We start from the raw sequence: 16814 nt of genomic DNA, 5'->3' as shown, positions 1-16814 counted from the left end.
CGAAAGCGCCTTTTACCGACTATCTTGCGCCCATGATGGGTGGATGGAATGACCGGCTGAATTTTGCTTCCAAAACAACCGCAAAGCGGGCCTGGAATGCTGCCCGGATATACACCAGCTACCAACGGTCGCGCCGCACCGGCACGCCCGTCATGGCCGGCTTGCCCATCAGCATCTCGTTCGAGCCCACCACGTCGTGCAACCTGCGCTGTCCCGAGTGTCCCAGTGGTCTTCGGTCCTTTACACGACCCACCGGCATGCTCGGCAAAGCCTTGTTTCAAAACGTCATCGACCAGCTGGCCCCGTCGCTGAGCTACCTCACGTTTTATTTTCAAGGCGAGCCATACCTGCACCCCGACTTTCTCGACATGGTGCAGTACGCATCGCGCAAAGGCATCTATACCGCCACGTCCACCAACGCACATTATCTGACGGAAGAACGCGCCAGGCTCACCGTCGAGTCGGGCCTCGACCGGCTGATCATCTCCATCGATGGCACCACGCAGGACACCTATCAATCCTATCGCGTCGGCGGTAACCTCGACAAGGTGATAGAAGGCACGCGTAATATACTGGCGTGGAAGAAAAAACGGAAAGCAAAAGCACCGCATGTCATCTTTCAGTTCCTGGTGGTAAAGCCCAACGAACATCAGATACCCGAGGTCTATGCGCTGGCCAAAGAATTAGGCGTAGACCAGGTGTTGTTGAAGACGGCGCAGATATACGACTACGAAAACGGCTCCGATCTCATACCCACGCAGGACAAGTACGCGCGCTATTACCAAAAGACCGATGGCACCTATGGCATCAAGAACAACCTCGACAATCATTGCTGGAAGATGTGGCACAGTTGTGTCATTACATGGGACGGCAAGATCGTGCCGTGCTGCTTTGACAAAGATGCGCACCACGTGCTCGGCGATTTAAACCACCAAAGCTTTGAAGAGATCTGGCAAGGGCCGGCCTACCAGGACTTCCGCGCGGCGCTTATGCGGTCGCGCAGCGAAATAGAGATCTGTAAGAATTGTACGGAGGGAGCGAAGGTCTGGGCGTAGTGTCAGATGCCCTTTTGCCGCAGCTGCTGTTCGATCTTGTTAAAATCCACCGCGCCGCATTTACCACACCCCGAGGCACAGCCGGCACCCGATGTCCTGGTGCGAAACGAACGATACACCATGCGGCCCAGATAGGCTACCGCGCCTGCAAAGACAATCAGGATCAAAATCGTTTGGATCATAACATAAAGGTACAAAATCCTGTCTTTCAAACACGCCCGCCGGCCCGCCGGTTCCGTGGAAGGGCGGATTCGCAAGCGGTAGTCACACGTCCGCTCCCGGACGTTCCGATGCACGTTCGGACAAGCCCAGGGCTACCCAGCGCGCGTTAAGGCACTTTTTCCGGATTTCGCGGCCTGGCTCGATCTTGGTAATCTCCCCGTCGGATAACTTCGCATACCATGCTGAAAAATTATTTCAAAACGGCCTTTCGGAACCTGCTGCGTCAGGCAGGCATCTCGGTCATCAACCTGTCGGGGTTGACCCTGGGCATCACCTGCGGCCTCATCCTGTTCCTGATGGTAAACTACATGAGCAGCTTCGACGCCGACCAGCCCCGTCGCGATCGCATTTACCGGGTGGTGAGCCAGTCGCAGGGCAACGAAGGACAAGACTATAGCCAGGGCGTGCCGCCGGCATTGCCCGACGCCTTCCGCACCGATTTTCCCGACGTGCAGGAAGTGGTATTTATATCCAATCGCGCGGATGACATGGTCACCATCCCGCAGGCCAGTGGCGAGCCTAAGAAATATCAGGAAGAAAAAGGCATCATGTTTACCGAGCCTGGTTTCTTTCGCACGTTTGACAGGCATGTGCGGGAAGGTGATCCGGTCAAAGGCCTCGACGAGCCCCACGAAGCCGTCATCACCGCCGGCTGGGCGCGCAAATATTTCGGGCGTGAAGATGTCATTGGCGAAGAGATCGTCTTCAACAAGGAAACCTATAAGATCACGGCGGTGGTAGCCGATGCCCCTACCGCGACGGACTTCCCTTTCAACTTATTTCTATCGTATAGCACCATTAAGAAAAAAACCGAAGAGCCGGGCTGGGGCAACACCTGGAGCGAGCAACAATGCTATATCCTGGTGAAAGACGAACAGCAGGCCGCTGCCATCGACAAGCGTCTGCCCGACTTCTCGCTGAAGTACCTGGGCAAAGACGACCCGGATAAGACGCAGTTCTTTTTACAGCCCGTGGCCGACATGCACTTCGACAAACGCTTTGGCACATACTCACGGTCTACGGTTTCGCGGGCCACGCTCACCACCCTGGGCGTGATCGGCATCATCCTGATCATTACAGCCTGTATAAACTTCATAAACCTGTCTACCGCCGAAGCCATCAAACGCTCGAAGGAAGTAGGTGTACGCAAATCACTCGGCAGCACTCGCTCGCAGCTGATCGGTCAGTTCCTGGGCGAGACGTCGCTGGTAACGATCGTGGCGGTCGTCCTGTCGCTCGTCATCACGCAGGTTGCGCTGGGGTATATCAACATCTTCCTAGATGTATCGCTCACGCTGGATCTCATGGCGGGCTCACTGTGGGCATACCTATTGACAGTGACGGTCGTGGTATCGTTATGCTCTGGGCTTTATCCGGCCTTTGTCGTATCCGGCTATAACCCCGCCTTTGCGCTCAAGAACCTGGCAGGCAACAAGAACTCGTCCAGCTATGCGCTGCGGCGTACGCTCGTGGTGGTACAGTTTTGCATCTCGCAGCTGTTCATCATCGGCACGATCATCATCATCCGCCAGATGGACTTTTACCAGAAGAAAGACCTGGGCTTTGTGCAAGATGCCATCATCAACGTGCCGATACCCGAGCGGGAAGACGCCCGGCAGGGCGAACGTATAAGCAAGATGCGCACCTTGCGCGACGAGATGGCCCGCGTGCCAGGCGTAACCCTGGTCAGCCTGGCAAGTGCGCCGCCGTCGTCGGGTAGCGTACAGGGTACTAACCTGAAGATCGATGGCGCAGACAAACCCTTTGAAGTGGAGATCAAACAGATCGATAACAATTATATCGACCTGTATAAGCTCACGTTGCTGGCCGGTCAGAATGTACAAGACCTCGATACCGCCCAGGGATATATCGTCAACGAAAAGACGGCCAGGCTGGCCGGCTTCAGCAATCCGCCCGACATGATCGGTACCGACATTCGCATCTGGGGCAAAACCTTTCCCGTCGTAGGCGTAGTACAGAACTTTCATACCCAGTCCCTGCACGACCCCATGGGCGCCACGGTATTGTTTAACAGCTTGCGGGGATACAACGACCTGGCATTAAAGATCGACATGGCCCGCAGCCAGGAGATCATCGAAACGATGAAAACAAAGTGGGAGGCCACCTATCCCGAGCAGATCTTCTCCTACACGTTCCTGGACGACGACATCCGCGAGTTCTACGAAGAAGAAAAGAAGATGTCGGTCATGCTTTCCATCTTTACGTCCATGGCCATCTTCATCGGCTGCCTCGGCCTCTTCGGTCTGGCTACGTTTATGGCCAACCAGAAAACGAAAGAGATCGGCATTCGCAAAGTGCTGGGCGCTTCCGCGGAAAGCATCGTGCTGATGTTCTCAAAAGAATATGTGCGGCTCATCGTCATCGGCTTTGTGCTGGCGGCGCCGGTGGCGTGGGTGGTGATGAACCAGTTCCTGAGTGAGTATGCCTATAAGATTAATATTGGTGCCGACATCTTTATGCTATCGATCGGCATAACGTTGCTCATTGCATTGGTCACCGTAGGATATCGATCGGTCCGGGCAGCGACGGCCAACCCGGTTAACTCGCTGCGCTCGGAATAAAGCTAAACAGTGTAAATGCCTGGGCCGGTTTCCTCACAGAGACCGGCCTTTGGTTTTAGGAGGCTTAGTTATTATAGCGCACCAGCGACGGCGGCGTGACAAACCGGCCGCTATATTTCAACCGCAGGTTGGTGGTGACCCTGAAACTAAGATTGTCGACCCCGTCGATGGCGTCCGGGAAGTAAAAGGCGCGAAGCTCGATGGTACCGAAGATCAGGTTTTCGTTCCGGATGCGAAAGCCGCCCGTAGCCCCCCAGAAGAAGTTCCTGGGCAACACTACGGGCGACTGCGCACGCAGGTGCGCGCTCTCGAGCGAGACAAAGGGTGCACATCGAAACCCGGCAAACTCCCAGTTGGTGAATAACGTGGTCTCCGTACGCAGAATGATGCGCTGGGCGCCGTACAGGCTGTCGGGCGAGAAACCCTTGAGCTCTTCGTTCAATGTCAAGAGCTCGCGTATGCGGGTGTTGAACGCCCGCGCATACCCCGCTTCTATAAGCTGGCGCAGCTTAAACTTTTTTGCAATGAACAATTTGCTATAATATTGTCCGCTGATGGAAAGAAAAGCGTCCTCGGCTTTCTTGTTGCGATAAAAGGTACCGAAGCCGCCCTCGACCTGGTAAAAGTTACCCCCCCTGTGCACAAAGCTTTTTAACACGGACGCACCGGTATACAGTCGCTTTTCACCGAGCTCTTCCATCCATCCTGACGTAAGCGTGATGGTCTGTCCGTATGGCACGTCTTCCGTCCGTCCGAAGCCGTAGACATATTTGGTCTTATAGAAGTTTTGATTGTAAAAGGTGAAAGAACCCAGCAGGAAACGCTGATCGTTGTATAAGCCGCGCACACGGTCCCATTCTTGTGTGGGCTGTCGCGAGTAGTGCTGACGAAAATAGCGTACGGCTGTAAAGTGGCGATTACGGCTGTTAAAGCTGTTGGCCCCCAGGTTGTATCCCACCCAGCCATCTTCGAAATTATACCGGTACTTTCGAAAGAGTGAGTCCGACGTGTGGTACACGTTCCTGGACCAGTTCTGACTGGCCTCAAAGCCGCCGGCAAAACGCGAGTAGGGCGATACCAGCGGTCGATCCAGGCGAAAGAAGTAGGCATGCTCATACTCTTCACCCAGGCTGCGCGAGTTGTTAAGTCGCGTATAGCCGGCATAAGCGTTAATGAGCGTTCCCATGATACTCGACTTGCGATAAATCACGTCCCATGCCACGACAGGGTCACGCCGCGTTTCAATGCCCAGATCGGCCTGTACGCGTTGGCCCATCCCACCGACGTTAGCGTCGTATACGCCCACCACATATTCGTCCAGGCCCTTGATGGAGCCCGTAAAGCCTAAGCTGAAGACGTCGCGGGTGACTACTTCCAGGTCGACCGAATCGGGTTGACCCGGAACACGATGTACGTAGATCTTCGAGTCGAGAATAAAGTCGAGGTCGCGCAGGTAGCGCTCGTTGTCGGCTACTTTGTACGGATTCAACTGTCGCTTTTCGCGAATGAACAAATGGTTGCGGATTACGCTCTCGCGGGTATCGTAGTGGAGGGAGTTCGCCAGGCGCGTAATGCGGTCGCGGATCCGTTTGGACGAGTCGTAGATCGACCGCTCAAAACCGATCTGGCGGATGTAGATCCGGCGGATGAATTTGTCCCGGTAGGGCATGAAGGCCGCCTCACTTTTCACCGTGACGACCGTATCTTTCGGTGCCTTTCGCCAGATGCGGTTCTTCACCTCTTTCGACACACGGCTGTTCAGGATCTTCGTCTTCACAGAATCTATTTGCGCCGAAAGCCCCGTCCACACCAGGACCATTGCCACAAATAATACCGTTCTGCGCATGGAAACACTATGTAAGAGAGAATGTACGGTAGACAATACAAAAAACCATAAACGACTGCAGATCACGCTTATTGCTACAGGAATCGGGCCACGATTCAAAAAATGACATCGCAACGTGGACTTTCTTCTACAATATAGGATAGATTGGCAATCAATAGTGTTTGCATCCTTCTCATTTATTTTTAGATTCGCCCCCGTATCCGGGCAATTAGCTCAGCTGGTTTAGAGCACTACCTCGACAAGGTAGGGGTCACTGGTTCGAATCCAGTATTGCCCACTGAGCGGTAAAAGGCAGTAAATACCATTATTTGCTGCCTTTTTTCGTTTATAGCTATTGGCATTTACTTGATTTTGCGGGCATTCACCGCCTTCAATGGTTCTAATCCTGTGTTGTTGACCTGATTTTTAGTTCGAACCTTAGTTCGCCTATAACAGATCGAGTCGCATGCAGCGCTTGCAAACCGACTTCAAGTCTATATCGGTTTTTCACGATAAATATGAACTTGGATGGAAAGAAATTCACCTCCGTTCTAAAAGGTTGACGACGATACGTTTCTTTTCAACTTCCAATATGGTGCTGCTTCGTTTCTGATAAACCTTCAAGGTCGAAATTACGAATGGATGTATCCGTACGTTGATTCAGAGCCGTACTGTGATGTGCAACCGAAACACATCAGACACAAGACTCGCTGGCACACCCGGAGGCCACTGCATAAACATCATGGCGAACTTTTGACTACCAGACACCTACTATCCATTTTCGTGTTAGTAATCTCAGTATACGAGCCGGAAATAGTTCTGTCAGAAATTTGGTTAAAATTAATAATCTGATAATCAGTTAATTGTATTTTTTATCTGTTAAAATATTAACCAATAGTAATATTGTCCGTATATTTACATCAGAAGTTCATTGAAATGCTGTTTTGATCCCCGAAGCTAATAGGAGTTGACCTTACAGCCTCTGCCCTTATAAGCATTGGCAACCCTTATGGGTTCTTTGCCCGCTCTAATGTGACAACGTGAGCGTGGCGTCTCTCGACCTGGTCATGGCACGAAAAGCTTGACTAGGTCACCTCAATTCTTCACACTCTGACATATCACCTGTACACTAGGTGTACCAGTATGCGGACCATAATGTGATGATTAAGGATATTAATGGAGCAAGTAAAAGGAAAGTGCACGAGAACATCGCTTACACTTTTAGTTAGGGAGTCTATTGGAGCAAGGGATAATCCCTGTAACTAATATGTACAATAAAGATCAAAACATTGATCGACTGATTCAAGGAATCAAGTCTATCACAACGAACCGGTGTTCTCTTTCGAATGATGACATTAAACTTTTGAGAGATGTCGTCGATCTACTTGAAGAAGTAAAGCTGGAAGATTCGAGGCAAACGCAAACAATAATGATTGCGAAAGCCATCGGACAACTCGCCAGATTCTTCCACGACGACATTCGCAATTTTTTTGATGGGTTGATGTAAGACATTACAGCGCAGACATTCGAACACTTTCTCTTTTTTTAATTAAACGAAGCTAGCTTATGGACCTTGGCAAACAAATTCAAAGCTTGCGAAAAAGTAAATCACTTACGCAAGAAGATTTTGCGAGAGAGTGTGAAATCACTCAGACATATCTCTCTCAAATTGAGAATAATCAAAAAGAGCCGACGATCTCAGTATTGAAGAAGATTAGTAGTGTGTTGAAAGTGCCTCTGCCAATTCTTTTTTATCTATCAATAGAAGAGGGTGATGTAGCACCTGAAAAACGTGAAGCTTTTTCTTTACTTGAACCATCAATCAAATCACTGATCCTTGGATTCTTTGCTGTTTAGAGCCCGGCAGTTTAAGTATCTTTCTTCTCTGTTGCGATGCAATAGAGAGACCTTGAAAGACATCATCGAAAACATCGACGCCTATTACTATCAATATGAGTCGCTTAAAAGGGACAAGTTCGGTAATGTCAAAAAGTACAGTGATGGCACTCCCAAAAAAAGAGTGATAACACCGAGTACAGAGGTTTTGAAAAAAATCCAACGTAATATAAAAAAATACGTATTGGATACCATGCCTGTTCCAGGACACATGCAGGGTGCTGTCAAAGGAAAAAGCAATATTTCAAATGCTAAAATTCATCAGGGGAAAAAGTACAGATTTGTTACTGACCTAATGGACTTCTTCCCAAATGTGTATTCAGACTCTGTATATTCCTTTTTTTTGTCCCTTGGATATACGAATCATGTCGCCAGTTGGCTTACCAGACTTACGACGCATAAGGGAAAATTACCTCAAGGAACTCCTACGAGCCCGGCTCTCGCAAACTTTTGCTTTCTTGAAATTGACCAGAAATTGCTTTCTATCTGCCAGGCAAAAGGGATTACGTATACCAGATTTGTAGATGATCTTACCTTCTCCGCGCCCCATGACTTTCGGACGGAGTTGAATGAACTTCTTCGGACTATATCGGCTAACGGTCACAGAATTAGCTATCGGAAAACTGATTACGGGAATAAACAGACTGTTACCGGTATATCTATTCAGAATAACTATATTGATGTTCCTGCGGAAATTAAGGAAAAAGCCAAGGTGACGGTTGAGCACAACGGCTTCAACTTATATATGAATAATGTCCGAAATACAAACAAAAACATGAAGCACGGGATTAAAGCCAATCCGCAATAATCCGTTTCATTCTTTATAAAGAGAAGATCAGCGTTACTAGGGGCTTGTGTGACATTTCGTAGTTAATTAATTAGATTCCCTGCATGCATCCCTCGTTGCTTTAGTCGGTCCAAATGGTTGTGGCAAAAGTAGCGTTCTTGATGGCATCTTATATCATAATAATGCATATGGTAAAATTGGCGGCCAATCCGGAAAGGACTATACATATCATTCGATGTCTCAGCTTCAAACTTTCAATTATCAAAATGTATTAACGAAGCCAACCTTCGCAAGCCCTGAATGCATCCCACAAGTGCACATTTCCTTCAAACGGAGTCAGAGACTCCTTGCTTGTTGCACGAACGGTCCCGGGGCCCCCGATAGGATCGGGACTATCGCGAGTTCCGCTCCGAGGCGGCGCTAAGCCCCAAACCAGATGTCGTACTTCTGGTCAGTCTTCCAGCGGCCAGCGAAGTAGCCCTTCATCCCGGGTGGTCCTAACCTCCGCGCCATGGGCTTCCAGACAGCCCACCACGTGATCACTGATGTATCCGTCTCCGCTGATGTACGCGTACCGGGGCGACATCCGTTCGATCAATTCGCTGGTTAGATTTTTTATACTCCCGTGGTGCGGTACCTTCAGCCAATGGAGGTTCTCGATTTTCTCAGGCTCGTCCAGCGATTCAAAAGACTTGACACCCGCATCTGCCGTGAAGAGATATTTCTCCCCCTCGATATCGATGAGCAAAATTACACTGGTCAAATTTGCCTTTGACAATCCCCGTTTTGACGCAGCATCCAGGAGGTCGCACGGATTCTCTTCGTCCCGGTTCAACTGGTGGTTCTCATTGATGATCTGAAGCTCTGAGTTCTTGGCGGAATACTCATGATTCAGCATTTCTTTCACATCGTTCGGGAAAGGCGAGTTTTCTTCAAAATAATCCCGGGACGGTCCCAACACCTCGATCTCCGGAAATCCCGGAATTTTGATTCCGGGAAAGGGCCGATACCAGTGAATCAATTTCTCATTCATAAACTCAACAAGGTTGCACATTTCGTTAAGGCTCTCGAGTAACAGGTCATGACGGGCATCGTATCCGTCAGTCAATAAGGTGTCACCTAACCTCGCAAGCCGAACGGCGCCAGAACCACGGCTTTCCTCCACCGCCCGCAGGCGGTTTCTTGCTTCCAGAAGGCTCGCAGCTTCTTTGACCAACGATCGCCCTGGAGCATGGATCCACACCTCTCCTACGTCACGGCCGATCGTGTGGTAGTGTTCAACCACTGCCGCTACACCCCGGATATGGTCCGAATCAAAATGGGTACAAATCACCAGGTCTGGCGCATTTTTTCCCGCCTGTGTTAAAACCACTTCCAGCTCCACCAAGAGGTCAGCAAGGTACTTCCGCTCGCCTCCGTCAATGAGCATAACGAATTGCCGCTGTGCATCGTGGAGATAGACGATGATCGCATCGCCATCTCCTACATTCAGCACCTTGATTTCAATTTCCAGTGCCATGATCTGAATTTAGATTTTCACCTGCTGGTGCTTCGCCGGTCTCCCCGACAATCAACTCGGGCAGGTACAACCGGATCTGAATTTCAGCCATGTTGGCTGCGTGGGTCATCAGGCACTCGATCTGCTCGTCCGACAACGCCGTCAAATTGGTCGACACAGATTGCGCAATTTTCATATTATCTTGGGTAAGGTTCCTGGCCATTATTTCCTTAAATTTAACCCGACTACTAAGATGGGCGTCGATATCCTTCCTGTGGTCTTCGGGATTTGCACGCCACTCCGATTTAAGCGCGTGCGCATCGAGGGTTGCCGTGGGCACATTGTTTTCCACCATGGCATTGATAAATCCTTGAATCGAGCGCGTAAGATCCCAGCTCAACCCCAGGTAGGCTATATGAAAAGGACGCTGGGCACCCTGGCTGTATAAATTCTTCGTCATCTGAAAATTCTTGATCCGGGCCATAAAAACATCTACGGTGCGCACCAACAGGGCAATTGTATTTTTATACGTATGCTGAAACATCCTGTTGCCGGCATCGCTTACAATAATCAGGTCGCAGGCATATTCGCTTTCGGGGTGTGTCAGCTTGTGCGCGCCCTGATTGTCGTATACACCGCCATCGATAAGCTGCGGATCGACTTTGTGGTCCCCGATGATAAACTCGGGGGCGATCGTAACGGGGCTAAAGGCAAACGGAACACACGAGGAAGCGGTTACCGCGCGGGCTATGGGAAAATCGCCCGGTAAAAATACCTCCGTCCGTTGACCTTTCGCGTACGTATAGGAAGTATCTCCCATTTTTTTCTTCGCAAAGGTAAATGGCCGGCCGGTTTGAATATTGGAAGAGCCCATGGCGATGACCGGCATTTTGTCGTCAAGGTCTTTCAGCGTTTTCCCCTCGTAAAATATCTTTTTGTATGCATCCTCTACCGCCTTGCTGGCCGGAAAGATCTGAAACTGAAATTTCATCGAGACCCATAAAAAGATACTAAGGGCCACAAAAGACAGCCAGGGATACGGCGTGTACAGCAGATAGCCGGCCGCCGCCAGAAAGAAAAGAACCAGTAAGACAGAACGAATAAAAACCCACGAGAAAATGACCCGCCTGATGACGCTTTGCGTCGACAGCCGCTGAATCATCTCGGTTTCGAACGTTTTATAGTCTTTCTTCGCCAGGCAGTAGTAGGCCCCCGTGATCGAGCCGCCGGAAATCGTCGACAGCACATCCACGTTGGGGAGTACTTTCAGCTCATGCAGTTTTTGGAGCACGCCCAGGTGAAATGCAGCGGCACGATAGCCGCCACCGGAGAGGGCAAGCCCTATTCTCTTGTTTTGGAACATGGTAACGTTGTTACAGGTTAGAAATAAAAAATCTCAGCGTTATATCTCCCTGGATGGGATAGAACGATAGGAGTTATCATACACAAGCCATGTATCATTAAACTTCAATTTTGATACCGGGAGTATGTGCCGGATAAACAGTTTCATAATCATACTCACTTTTTAAGTCTGCATCGTCCCAGACTTTGTTATAGTCCGATCTATAATTAAAGTATAACGTAGCATGGCCGCGCTTGTATTTTAGTATCCACGCGATCGTCTCCCGTGAAGGGTGCGGAAACTTTATTCCACTTGTAGAGAAAATGTACTGGGAGCATGTGATTCGTTTTACCAGCTCGGGGCCCGTATTGCCTTTCCCGCCGTGATGCGAAATCTTCCAAAAATCAATCACCACGTCATTCTGTCCGTACAGTGTATCGAGCGACTTCATTATTTGCGACGGGTGCGCATCTCCCGTAAATAACATCTTTTTTCCCCGGTATTCCAGCAGGAAAGCAATAGAACTGCCGTTGGAGAGGGAATCGTCTTCCTCAAACTTTTCCAGCGCCAATGCCTCTATATCGATCGTATCAGACCCAAACATTTCAGTATCGTCATCCTCCTCGGGCTCTGCCAGGTAACCGTAACCGGGTATCAGACCGGCTTCGATAACTTCGGTCTCCCAACTCCCGATCAATCCGACCAGTTGATCCTGTGTAGGAGAAAGCAAGGTAATCTTCATATCGCCGGGCAATAGCATCACTGGCAGACGCAACTGGTCAGCGATCGCGGCTGGTCCTCCGTCGAAGGACTGATTCCAGGCAATACGATTTGCTAAAATGGCAGCGGTAAGCCGCTCTCCCTGCACTGCACCTAAGACTTCAAAATTCGGATCGTCGATCAGGTGCTTATATCCGTTAAACCAAATTTCGCCGATTGAAAAACTTTGTGTCGGCGCCTCCAGTAAACTCAATATTCCTTCTATATGGTCGCGATCGATGTGCGTGACGATGCACAGCTCGATATGCCTGACAGCATTGTGCGTAACCTGTTTCACTATATCGGCTCGTGTGCCGCTCGTCCCGCCGTCGATAAGAATACGCCCCGCTGTACCGGGGGATTTTTCATATTCGATCAGAATGCTATCACCGTATCGTGCGGGAAGAACTGTAATCGTTAGCATTTTCATCAATCGTTATACCCACTATGTGTTATCCGGATGCGCCCAACTCTTTCGGCTTTATGTTAATCTTTTTAGCTGCGCTCATGTTTGTCGTCAAGCCGTCGTGCGGAGTCCATAGATTTGTCTGTCGTGCAACGCGCGCGCCAGTGGTGAGCGAGGAAGTTCCGGATGCTAACGACGCGAACGGAGAATCTAGGTTTATCGGGTCAACCGACCGTACGATTGTCAGATAGGGGCTTGAAACGTCAACATCAGCATACAATTGATTCACCAGGCCTGCCTTGTTTGATAGTAAGTAATTGTTCACTTCGGACAACTGGCCGGTATTGTACGAAAGTAGCCGAAATCCTTCATACAATAGTTTAATCCCCTCGGAATACACCGGTCGTCCCCGATCCGTTGAACGAAACAGCAGATCAGCGACAGCATTCAAATCGGGCGCAACATTTCTTTTTGCAGCCTCTTTCAGAATCTGCCACGCCGCGATAATACAGCCATCGGGAAACCAGGGAAACCAGTTCGCCAGGTTCGTTGGCCAGTTATGCAGTTTTTCGAGATCACCAATTCTTAACAAAAAGTACCCCCCCACAGCCGCACTCGTGGGATCTTCTACTTTGTTGTATAACAAATCCTCTGCTATCTGAGGATAACCGATCAACGCTTCGGCTTCATTGATATCATTCCTTGACATTAGTTGTAGTATGATATCGGCGGACTGGTTGTCCGTGGCAATCGTAACATCGTAGGGGTGGTCTTCTGCTACCGGCCTATCCGATCTTTTAATTAGGCACTTTACACTACTACGGGGCGGCAGATGAACAATCTTTAGATCAACCGCAGGACCACTGAGTTGCAAAATCGCATTCCCGTCAACTGTGTTGACATTAAAATTATAGGGACTCTGTTGAAAACTTCGCTCCAGGATGACGGTCTCAACGGAAAGAACGTTGGAGTTGACGGGATCGGTTCCCGCCCAGTTTAATCCCCAGTCCAATTTCCCGGTTGGCTCCGAATATAGCCCTTGATCTGATCTACCCGCCGCCCTCCAATCATGAACAAGACTGACATGTAGTATGGAACGCGTTGAAAATGCTTCTACATATTGATCAACCGGTTTTGCCAGCTTCCTGGAAAAGTACGCCCATTCCGAGGCTTTATCCGGGCTTTCCAATGCAATATTAAATTGAACTACCGGAGTCGAGTGATTGTCAAACATTGATGTTCGCCTAAAAATTTTGCCCGACGGCAACGTCAACTCTATTGAATATAGCCCTCCATTCTCAAGCTCGATCTGATGATCGGTTCCATCAAACCACCGTGAATAAACAGTATTCAATTCGGAGTCCATCACCGACACATGTTTATAGATTCTGGATGAATCCCAATTTGACGACGTGATTGAAATTATAATGCGAATCATGGTTGGCTACAGGATAAGTTTTCTTCCGTTACAGGCGGCAGGACTAACGTGGGTTGTGCCTTATGGCTGTACCCCGGTGTTTTAAAATCGGCTCGGAGGCGATAATGCCCGCAAGGCAGCTTTACCATCCACGGATCTGGCGACGGTTGCTGCCGGTAGGTAAACGGTTCGCCCTCGTCTGTAAGACAATGAAGTTCGGCAATCTCATGCGCCGCACCGGGATCACATACTACCTGCAGCAGCGCTTCGGGAGCAGACGCCAGTGTAATGAGGGGGGTAGACCTATTCATATACACCTGGCAGCCCTTCTCCGAACGCTTGGAGACTTCTATGTGGTCAAGAATTTTATTGATATTGGTCGCAATGGAATTCATGTCTACGGTCCACTTTCCTTTTATCGGAACGGAAGCCTGTCCGGTTAACGCCAGCACCAGCGCTTTTGTAAAATGGGCCAGACCATTTCTTTCTCCATACGTAGCTTCGTTGTGCGTTGCCGCCCGGATTGTCAGATCATAGGCACACCCAACCGAATTGTTCTTTATCGTGTCGAGCGCGGAAGACGTCATCTCGTAGTCAATCAGCGTTCTGTCTACCTTGCGACAGGCGTCGATGAAGAAAAGCTGCGTTTGTGCCGGATTCGCACTAAACGCCTGCCGTGTGTCGTTGAACTCGAAGCTTCCTTTACAGGGAAGCCTGGTATTCTCTCCAAAATCTTCCAAGAGAAGATGGTGCTGCCTTTTTGCAAAGCCATGCCCCGCAAAATAAAAGATAGCGATATTCTCTTTTTGACTACCGCACCTATCACTCCAGGCATTATAAGCCTCCTCCACGTTATCACGGGTTGGTGCAGTATATTTCTGGGGTGTTCCCGGCAATGCAGAGACGAGCATTTCAACACTCCCCAACGGCCGTGCCCAGCTATTGGTTGCCTGGAGCGCTAACACCGTTTCACGAAACTTTTCAGCCGAATGAACCGTGGATGTAAGTTGCCCAATCTGATTGAGTGCACCAATCTGATTCTTCTGCGACGTTCCACCCGATAGAAACGGATACACGCCAACGCCAATGATCAGCACGTGGAGCTGTGCTTTTGAGGGGTCAACCTGGTCAAAAATGAGCATTGAATTTAGGTTCGATATATACTGACAAAAGTCGATAACATAAGTAAAGCCCGTCACACACCCATTTTTACAATCGGTGAAGACGGGCTCTGATTAAAATTAGAAAAAAAATCAGGAATTGCCAATATCCCTGGGTCTGGCAAGGGAGAAAATCTTCCGTTTCAGGATTCTTTTCCAGGTGCACTTCATTCACGTTTGCGCCATTCGAACATACAGGCATTTCAAAAACCTCGCCAGCAAACACTTGCAGGCCCTAAAAAGTCCTTTCTTTCATTGGAATCCGTTTCACAATGCTGTCGTCGAAAATAGAAGATGTATTTACACCTTGAATCTTATTGTATTCACTGCTCGCAGAATCCAATCCCGCCAACAAAATACTTTTAGAATTTTCATAAACGGCCGGATTGATATAGCCCATGCCATGCTCCGCGGTGTCACCGCTTCGAATCAGGTTCAGCACTTCGGCTAGCTGCTCTTGTGCGAAGGGGCTAGACTTCGAGTTACTTTTGATGTTGTTCGCGATATGAAAAGGGCATTTGATAAGGCGTTCTATACTGAACTCATTGAAAATTCTTTCTATTATGCTCCACCGTATCTGCCGCTATATGGCTTTATGCAGAAAATCAAGAGATGGCCATTGCTTAATATGACCATAATGGAGTGGAGCGCAACGGATACGAAAGAAAAATTTTTAGAATATATAAATGCATACTACCCGGATCAAGATTCAAATAGAATTTCGGAAAAGGTTAACAAATGGATTATGCATCAAAGAATTTTCCCACAATGATCGCATGCATTTGATTGAAACAGGTGTTTGGCCGGCGGATGCCGATGTCTCTGCCTCGGACAATAGGATCCGGTGATATTTTTATATATTCATTACATTCTTCGAAAAGAAAAATTGACCTATAAATACCTATTCTATGAGTGAAATTAAATTTGATCTGACGTCGTCAATCGGCGAAAAAAGCCTGGATCTCGCTAAGAGTTTTCTGGGTAAATTAATCAGTCCGTCCGTAGAAGAAGTAGGTTTGTTGTGGCAAGATAAAGTGCGGATGTGGAGATTTAAGAATCAAATTCAAATGCTCAACAAGGCAAATGCTTATTGCGAAAAGAACTCAATCAATCCAAAAAAAATCTCATTGAAAGTGGTAACGCCACTACTCGAATATGCAGGCCTCGAGGAAGAGGAATTATTGCAGGACAAATGGGCGATACTACTTACTAATATGGTTGATTCCGCGCAGAATATAGAGAATCACGTTTTCCCATACATTCTAAGTCAAATTTCCACCAATGAATTTTTAGTTTTAGAATCTACAATGGACTCAATAGATAAAAGAAAGGCGATTTATGCCGAAGAACTTGAGGAATTTAATAGAACTGAGTTCCTTCGGAAGGAAGATATCCTTAAACGCATTACTGATGGAGAGGGTAAAGAAAAAGCTGATATTCAAAATGAAATTTATGAGTCTTCGGTACACCAGAATAGATGGCGCCTCAATAAGGAGCTGAAAGCTTTAAAAGACAAAAAAGTGAATATACTTCTAGCTATGCAAGTTCCGGAGCCACTTAACGGAGATATGAAAGAATATGAGCTAGCAAATCTTGTTCGCCTAGGTTTAATCCGATATATTGAGAAAACTTATGGTTATGTTAAGCCGCATGAAATTCGTATCGCGCCTTATAGCGAATATATTCGTCTCGAGGACGCGGAAGTTGAAATCACAACCGGGTATGAACAGCATATTCTGACGGAACTTGGTGAATTATTTATTAAGGCATGTACGGAAAGGAAAAATTCAAAAAAAAAGGAAGAATAGATGTATAAATTTGATAGCAGGGCTTTGTCTAAACTTAATGGAGAAAGTCCCCGATTT

General features: G+C 48.5%; 13 protein-coding genes and 1 tRNA gene. 7 read left to right on the top strand and 7 right to left on the bottom strand.

Annotated elements, in window-relative coordinates:
• The first annotated feature begins 32 nt into the window (after positions 1-32).
• A complete protein-coding gene (locus tag KK078_RS12595; RefSeq protein WP_254090694.1) occupies positions 33-1055 on the top strand; it encodes an SPASM domain-containing protein in 1023 nt (340 codons plus the stop codon).
• 2 nt (positions 1056-1057) lie between these two features.
• Here KK078_RS12595 and KK078_RS12590 read toward each other — a convergent pair whose 3' ends face one another.
• On the bottom strand, positions 1058-1237 hold the full coding sequence (locus KK078_RS12590; protein ID WP_254090628.1) for a FeoB-associated Cys-rich membrane protein: 180 nt from the start codon (positions 1235-1237) through the stop codon (positions 1058-1060).
• Positions 1238-1456: 219 nt separating this feature from the next.
• Between KK078_RS12590 and KK078_RS12585 the strand changes: the two genes are divergently transcribed.
• The gene (locus KK078_RS12585) at positions 1457-3859 is read left to right on the top strand and encodes an ABC transporter permease (RefSeq protein ID WP_254090627.1); all 2403 of its coding nucleotides are present in this window, start codon (positions 1457-1459) and stop codon (positions 3857-3859) included.
• 64 nt (positions 3860-3923) lie between these two features.
• On the opposite strand, the gene KK078_RS12580 is transcribed toward KK078_RS12585, so the two are convergent.
• Positions 3924-5705, bottom strand: coding sequence for a BamA/TamA family outer membrane protein (locus tag KK078_RS12580; RefSeq protein WP_254090626.1), 1782 nt, complete (start codon positions 5703-5705; stop codon positions 3924-3926).
• A 202-nt stretch (positions 5706-5907) separates the two neighbouring features.
• On the opposite strand from KK078_RS12580, the gene KK078_RS12575 reads away from it, so the two are divergent.
• From KK078_RS12575 to KK078_RS30810, 4 genes are all read left to right on the top strand, one after another.
• Positions 5908-5982, top strand: a tRNA-Val gene (locus KK078_RS12575).
• Positions 5983-7250: 1268 nt separating this feature from the next.
• Positions 7251-7541 carry a helix-turn-helix domain-containing protein gene (locus KK078_RS12570; protein ID WP_254090625.1) on the top strand — a complete coding sequence of 97 codons (291 nt, stop codon included), beginning with the start codon at positions 7251-7253 and terminating at the stop codon, positions 7539-7541.
• Between the two features lie 52 nt (positions 7542-7593).
• Positions 7594-8388 carry a reverse transcriptase family protein gene (locus KK078_RS12565; protein ID WP_254090624.1) on the top strand — a complete coding sequence of 265 codons (795 nt, stop codon included), beginning with the start codon at positions 7594-7596 and terminating at the stop codon, positions 8386-8388.
• Positions 8389-8467: 79 nt separating this feature from the next.
• On the top strand, positions 8468-8791 hold the full coding sequence (locus KK078_RS30810; RefSeq protein ID WP_394370562.1) for an ATP-binding cassette domain-containing protein: 324 nt from the start codon (positions 8468-8470) through the stop codon (positions 8789-8791).
• A 27-nt stretch (positions 8792-8818) separates the two neighbouring features.
• On the opposite strand, the gene KK078_RS12560 is transcribed toward KK078_RS30810, so the two are convergent.
• From KK078_RS12560 to KK078_RS12540, 5 genes are all read right to left on the bottom strand, one after another.
• Positions 8819-9886 (bottom strand): ComEC/Rec2 family competence protein, encoded by a 1068-nt coding sequence (locus KK078_RS12560; protein ID WP_254090623.1) that lies wholly within the window; start codon positions 9884-9886, stop codon positions 8819-8821.
• Entirely contained in the window at positions 9870-11228 is a 1359-nt protein-coding gene (locus KK078_RS12555; protein WP_254090622.1) for a patatin-like phospholipase family protein, read from the bottom strand. Before KK078_RS12555 ends, KK078_RS12560 begins: the two co-directional genes overlap by 17 nt.
• 97 nt (positions 11229-11325) lie before the next feature.
• Positions 11326-12396 (bottom strand): ComEC/Rec2 family competence protein, encoded by a 1071-nt coding sequence (locus KK078_RS12550; protein WP_254090621.1) that lies wholly within the window; start codon positions 12394-12396, stop codon positions 11326-11328.
• A 22-nt stretch (positions 12397-12418) separates the two neighbouring features.
• Positions 12419-13738: a hypothetical protein gene (locus KK078_RS12545; protein WP_254090620.1), complete on the bottom strand. Its 1320-nt coding sequence runs from the start codon at positions 13736-13738 to the stop codon at positions 12419-12421.
• A gap of 68 nt (positions 13739-13806) precedes the next feature.
• Positions 13807-14988: a caspase family protein gene (locus KK078_RS12540; RefSeq protein ID WP_254090619.1), complete on the bottom strand. Its 1182-nt coding sequence runs from the start codon at positions 14986-14988 to the stop codon at positions 13807-13809.
• An 869-nt stretch (positions 14989-15857) separates the two neighbouring features.
• Here KK078_RS12540 and KK078_RS12535 point away from each other — a divergent pair.
• On the top strand, positions 15858-16757 hold the full coding sequence (locus KK078_RS12535) for an Abi-alpha family protein (RefSeq protein ID WP_254090618.1): 900 nt from the start codon (positions 15858-15860) through the stop codon (positions 16755-16757).
• Positions 16758-16814: the final 57 nt, after the last annotated feature.

It is taken from the genome of Dawidia soli, assembly GCF_018598185.1.
GTDB classification, from domain to species: Bacteria; Bacteroidota; Bacteroidia; order Cytophagales; family Cyclobacteriaceae; genus Ohtaekwangia; species Ohtaekwangia soli.
The sequence above is the reverse complement of the archived record's forward strand: the minus strand, read 5'-3'. Positions and strand labels throughout refer to the sequence as shown.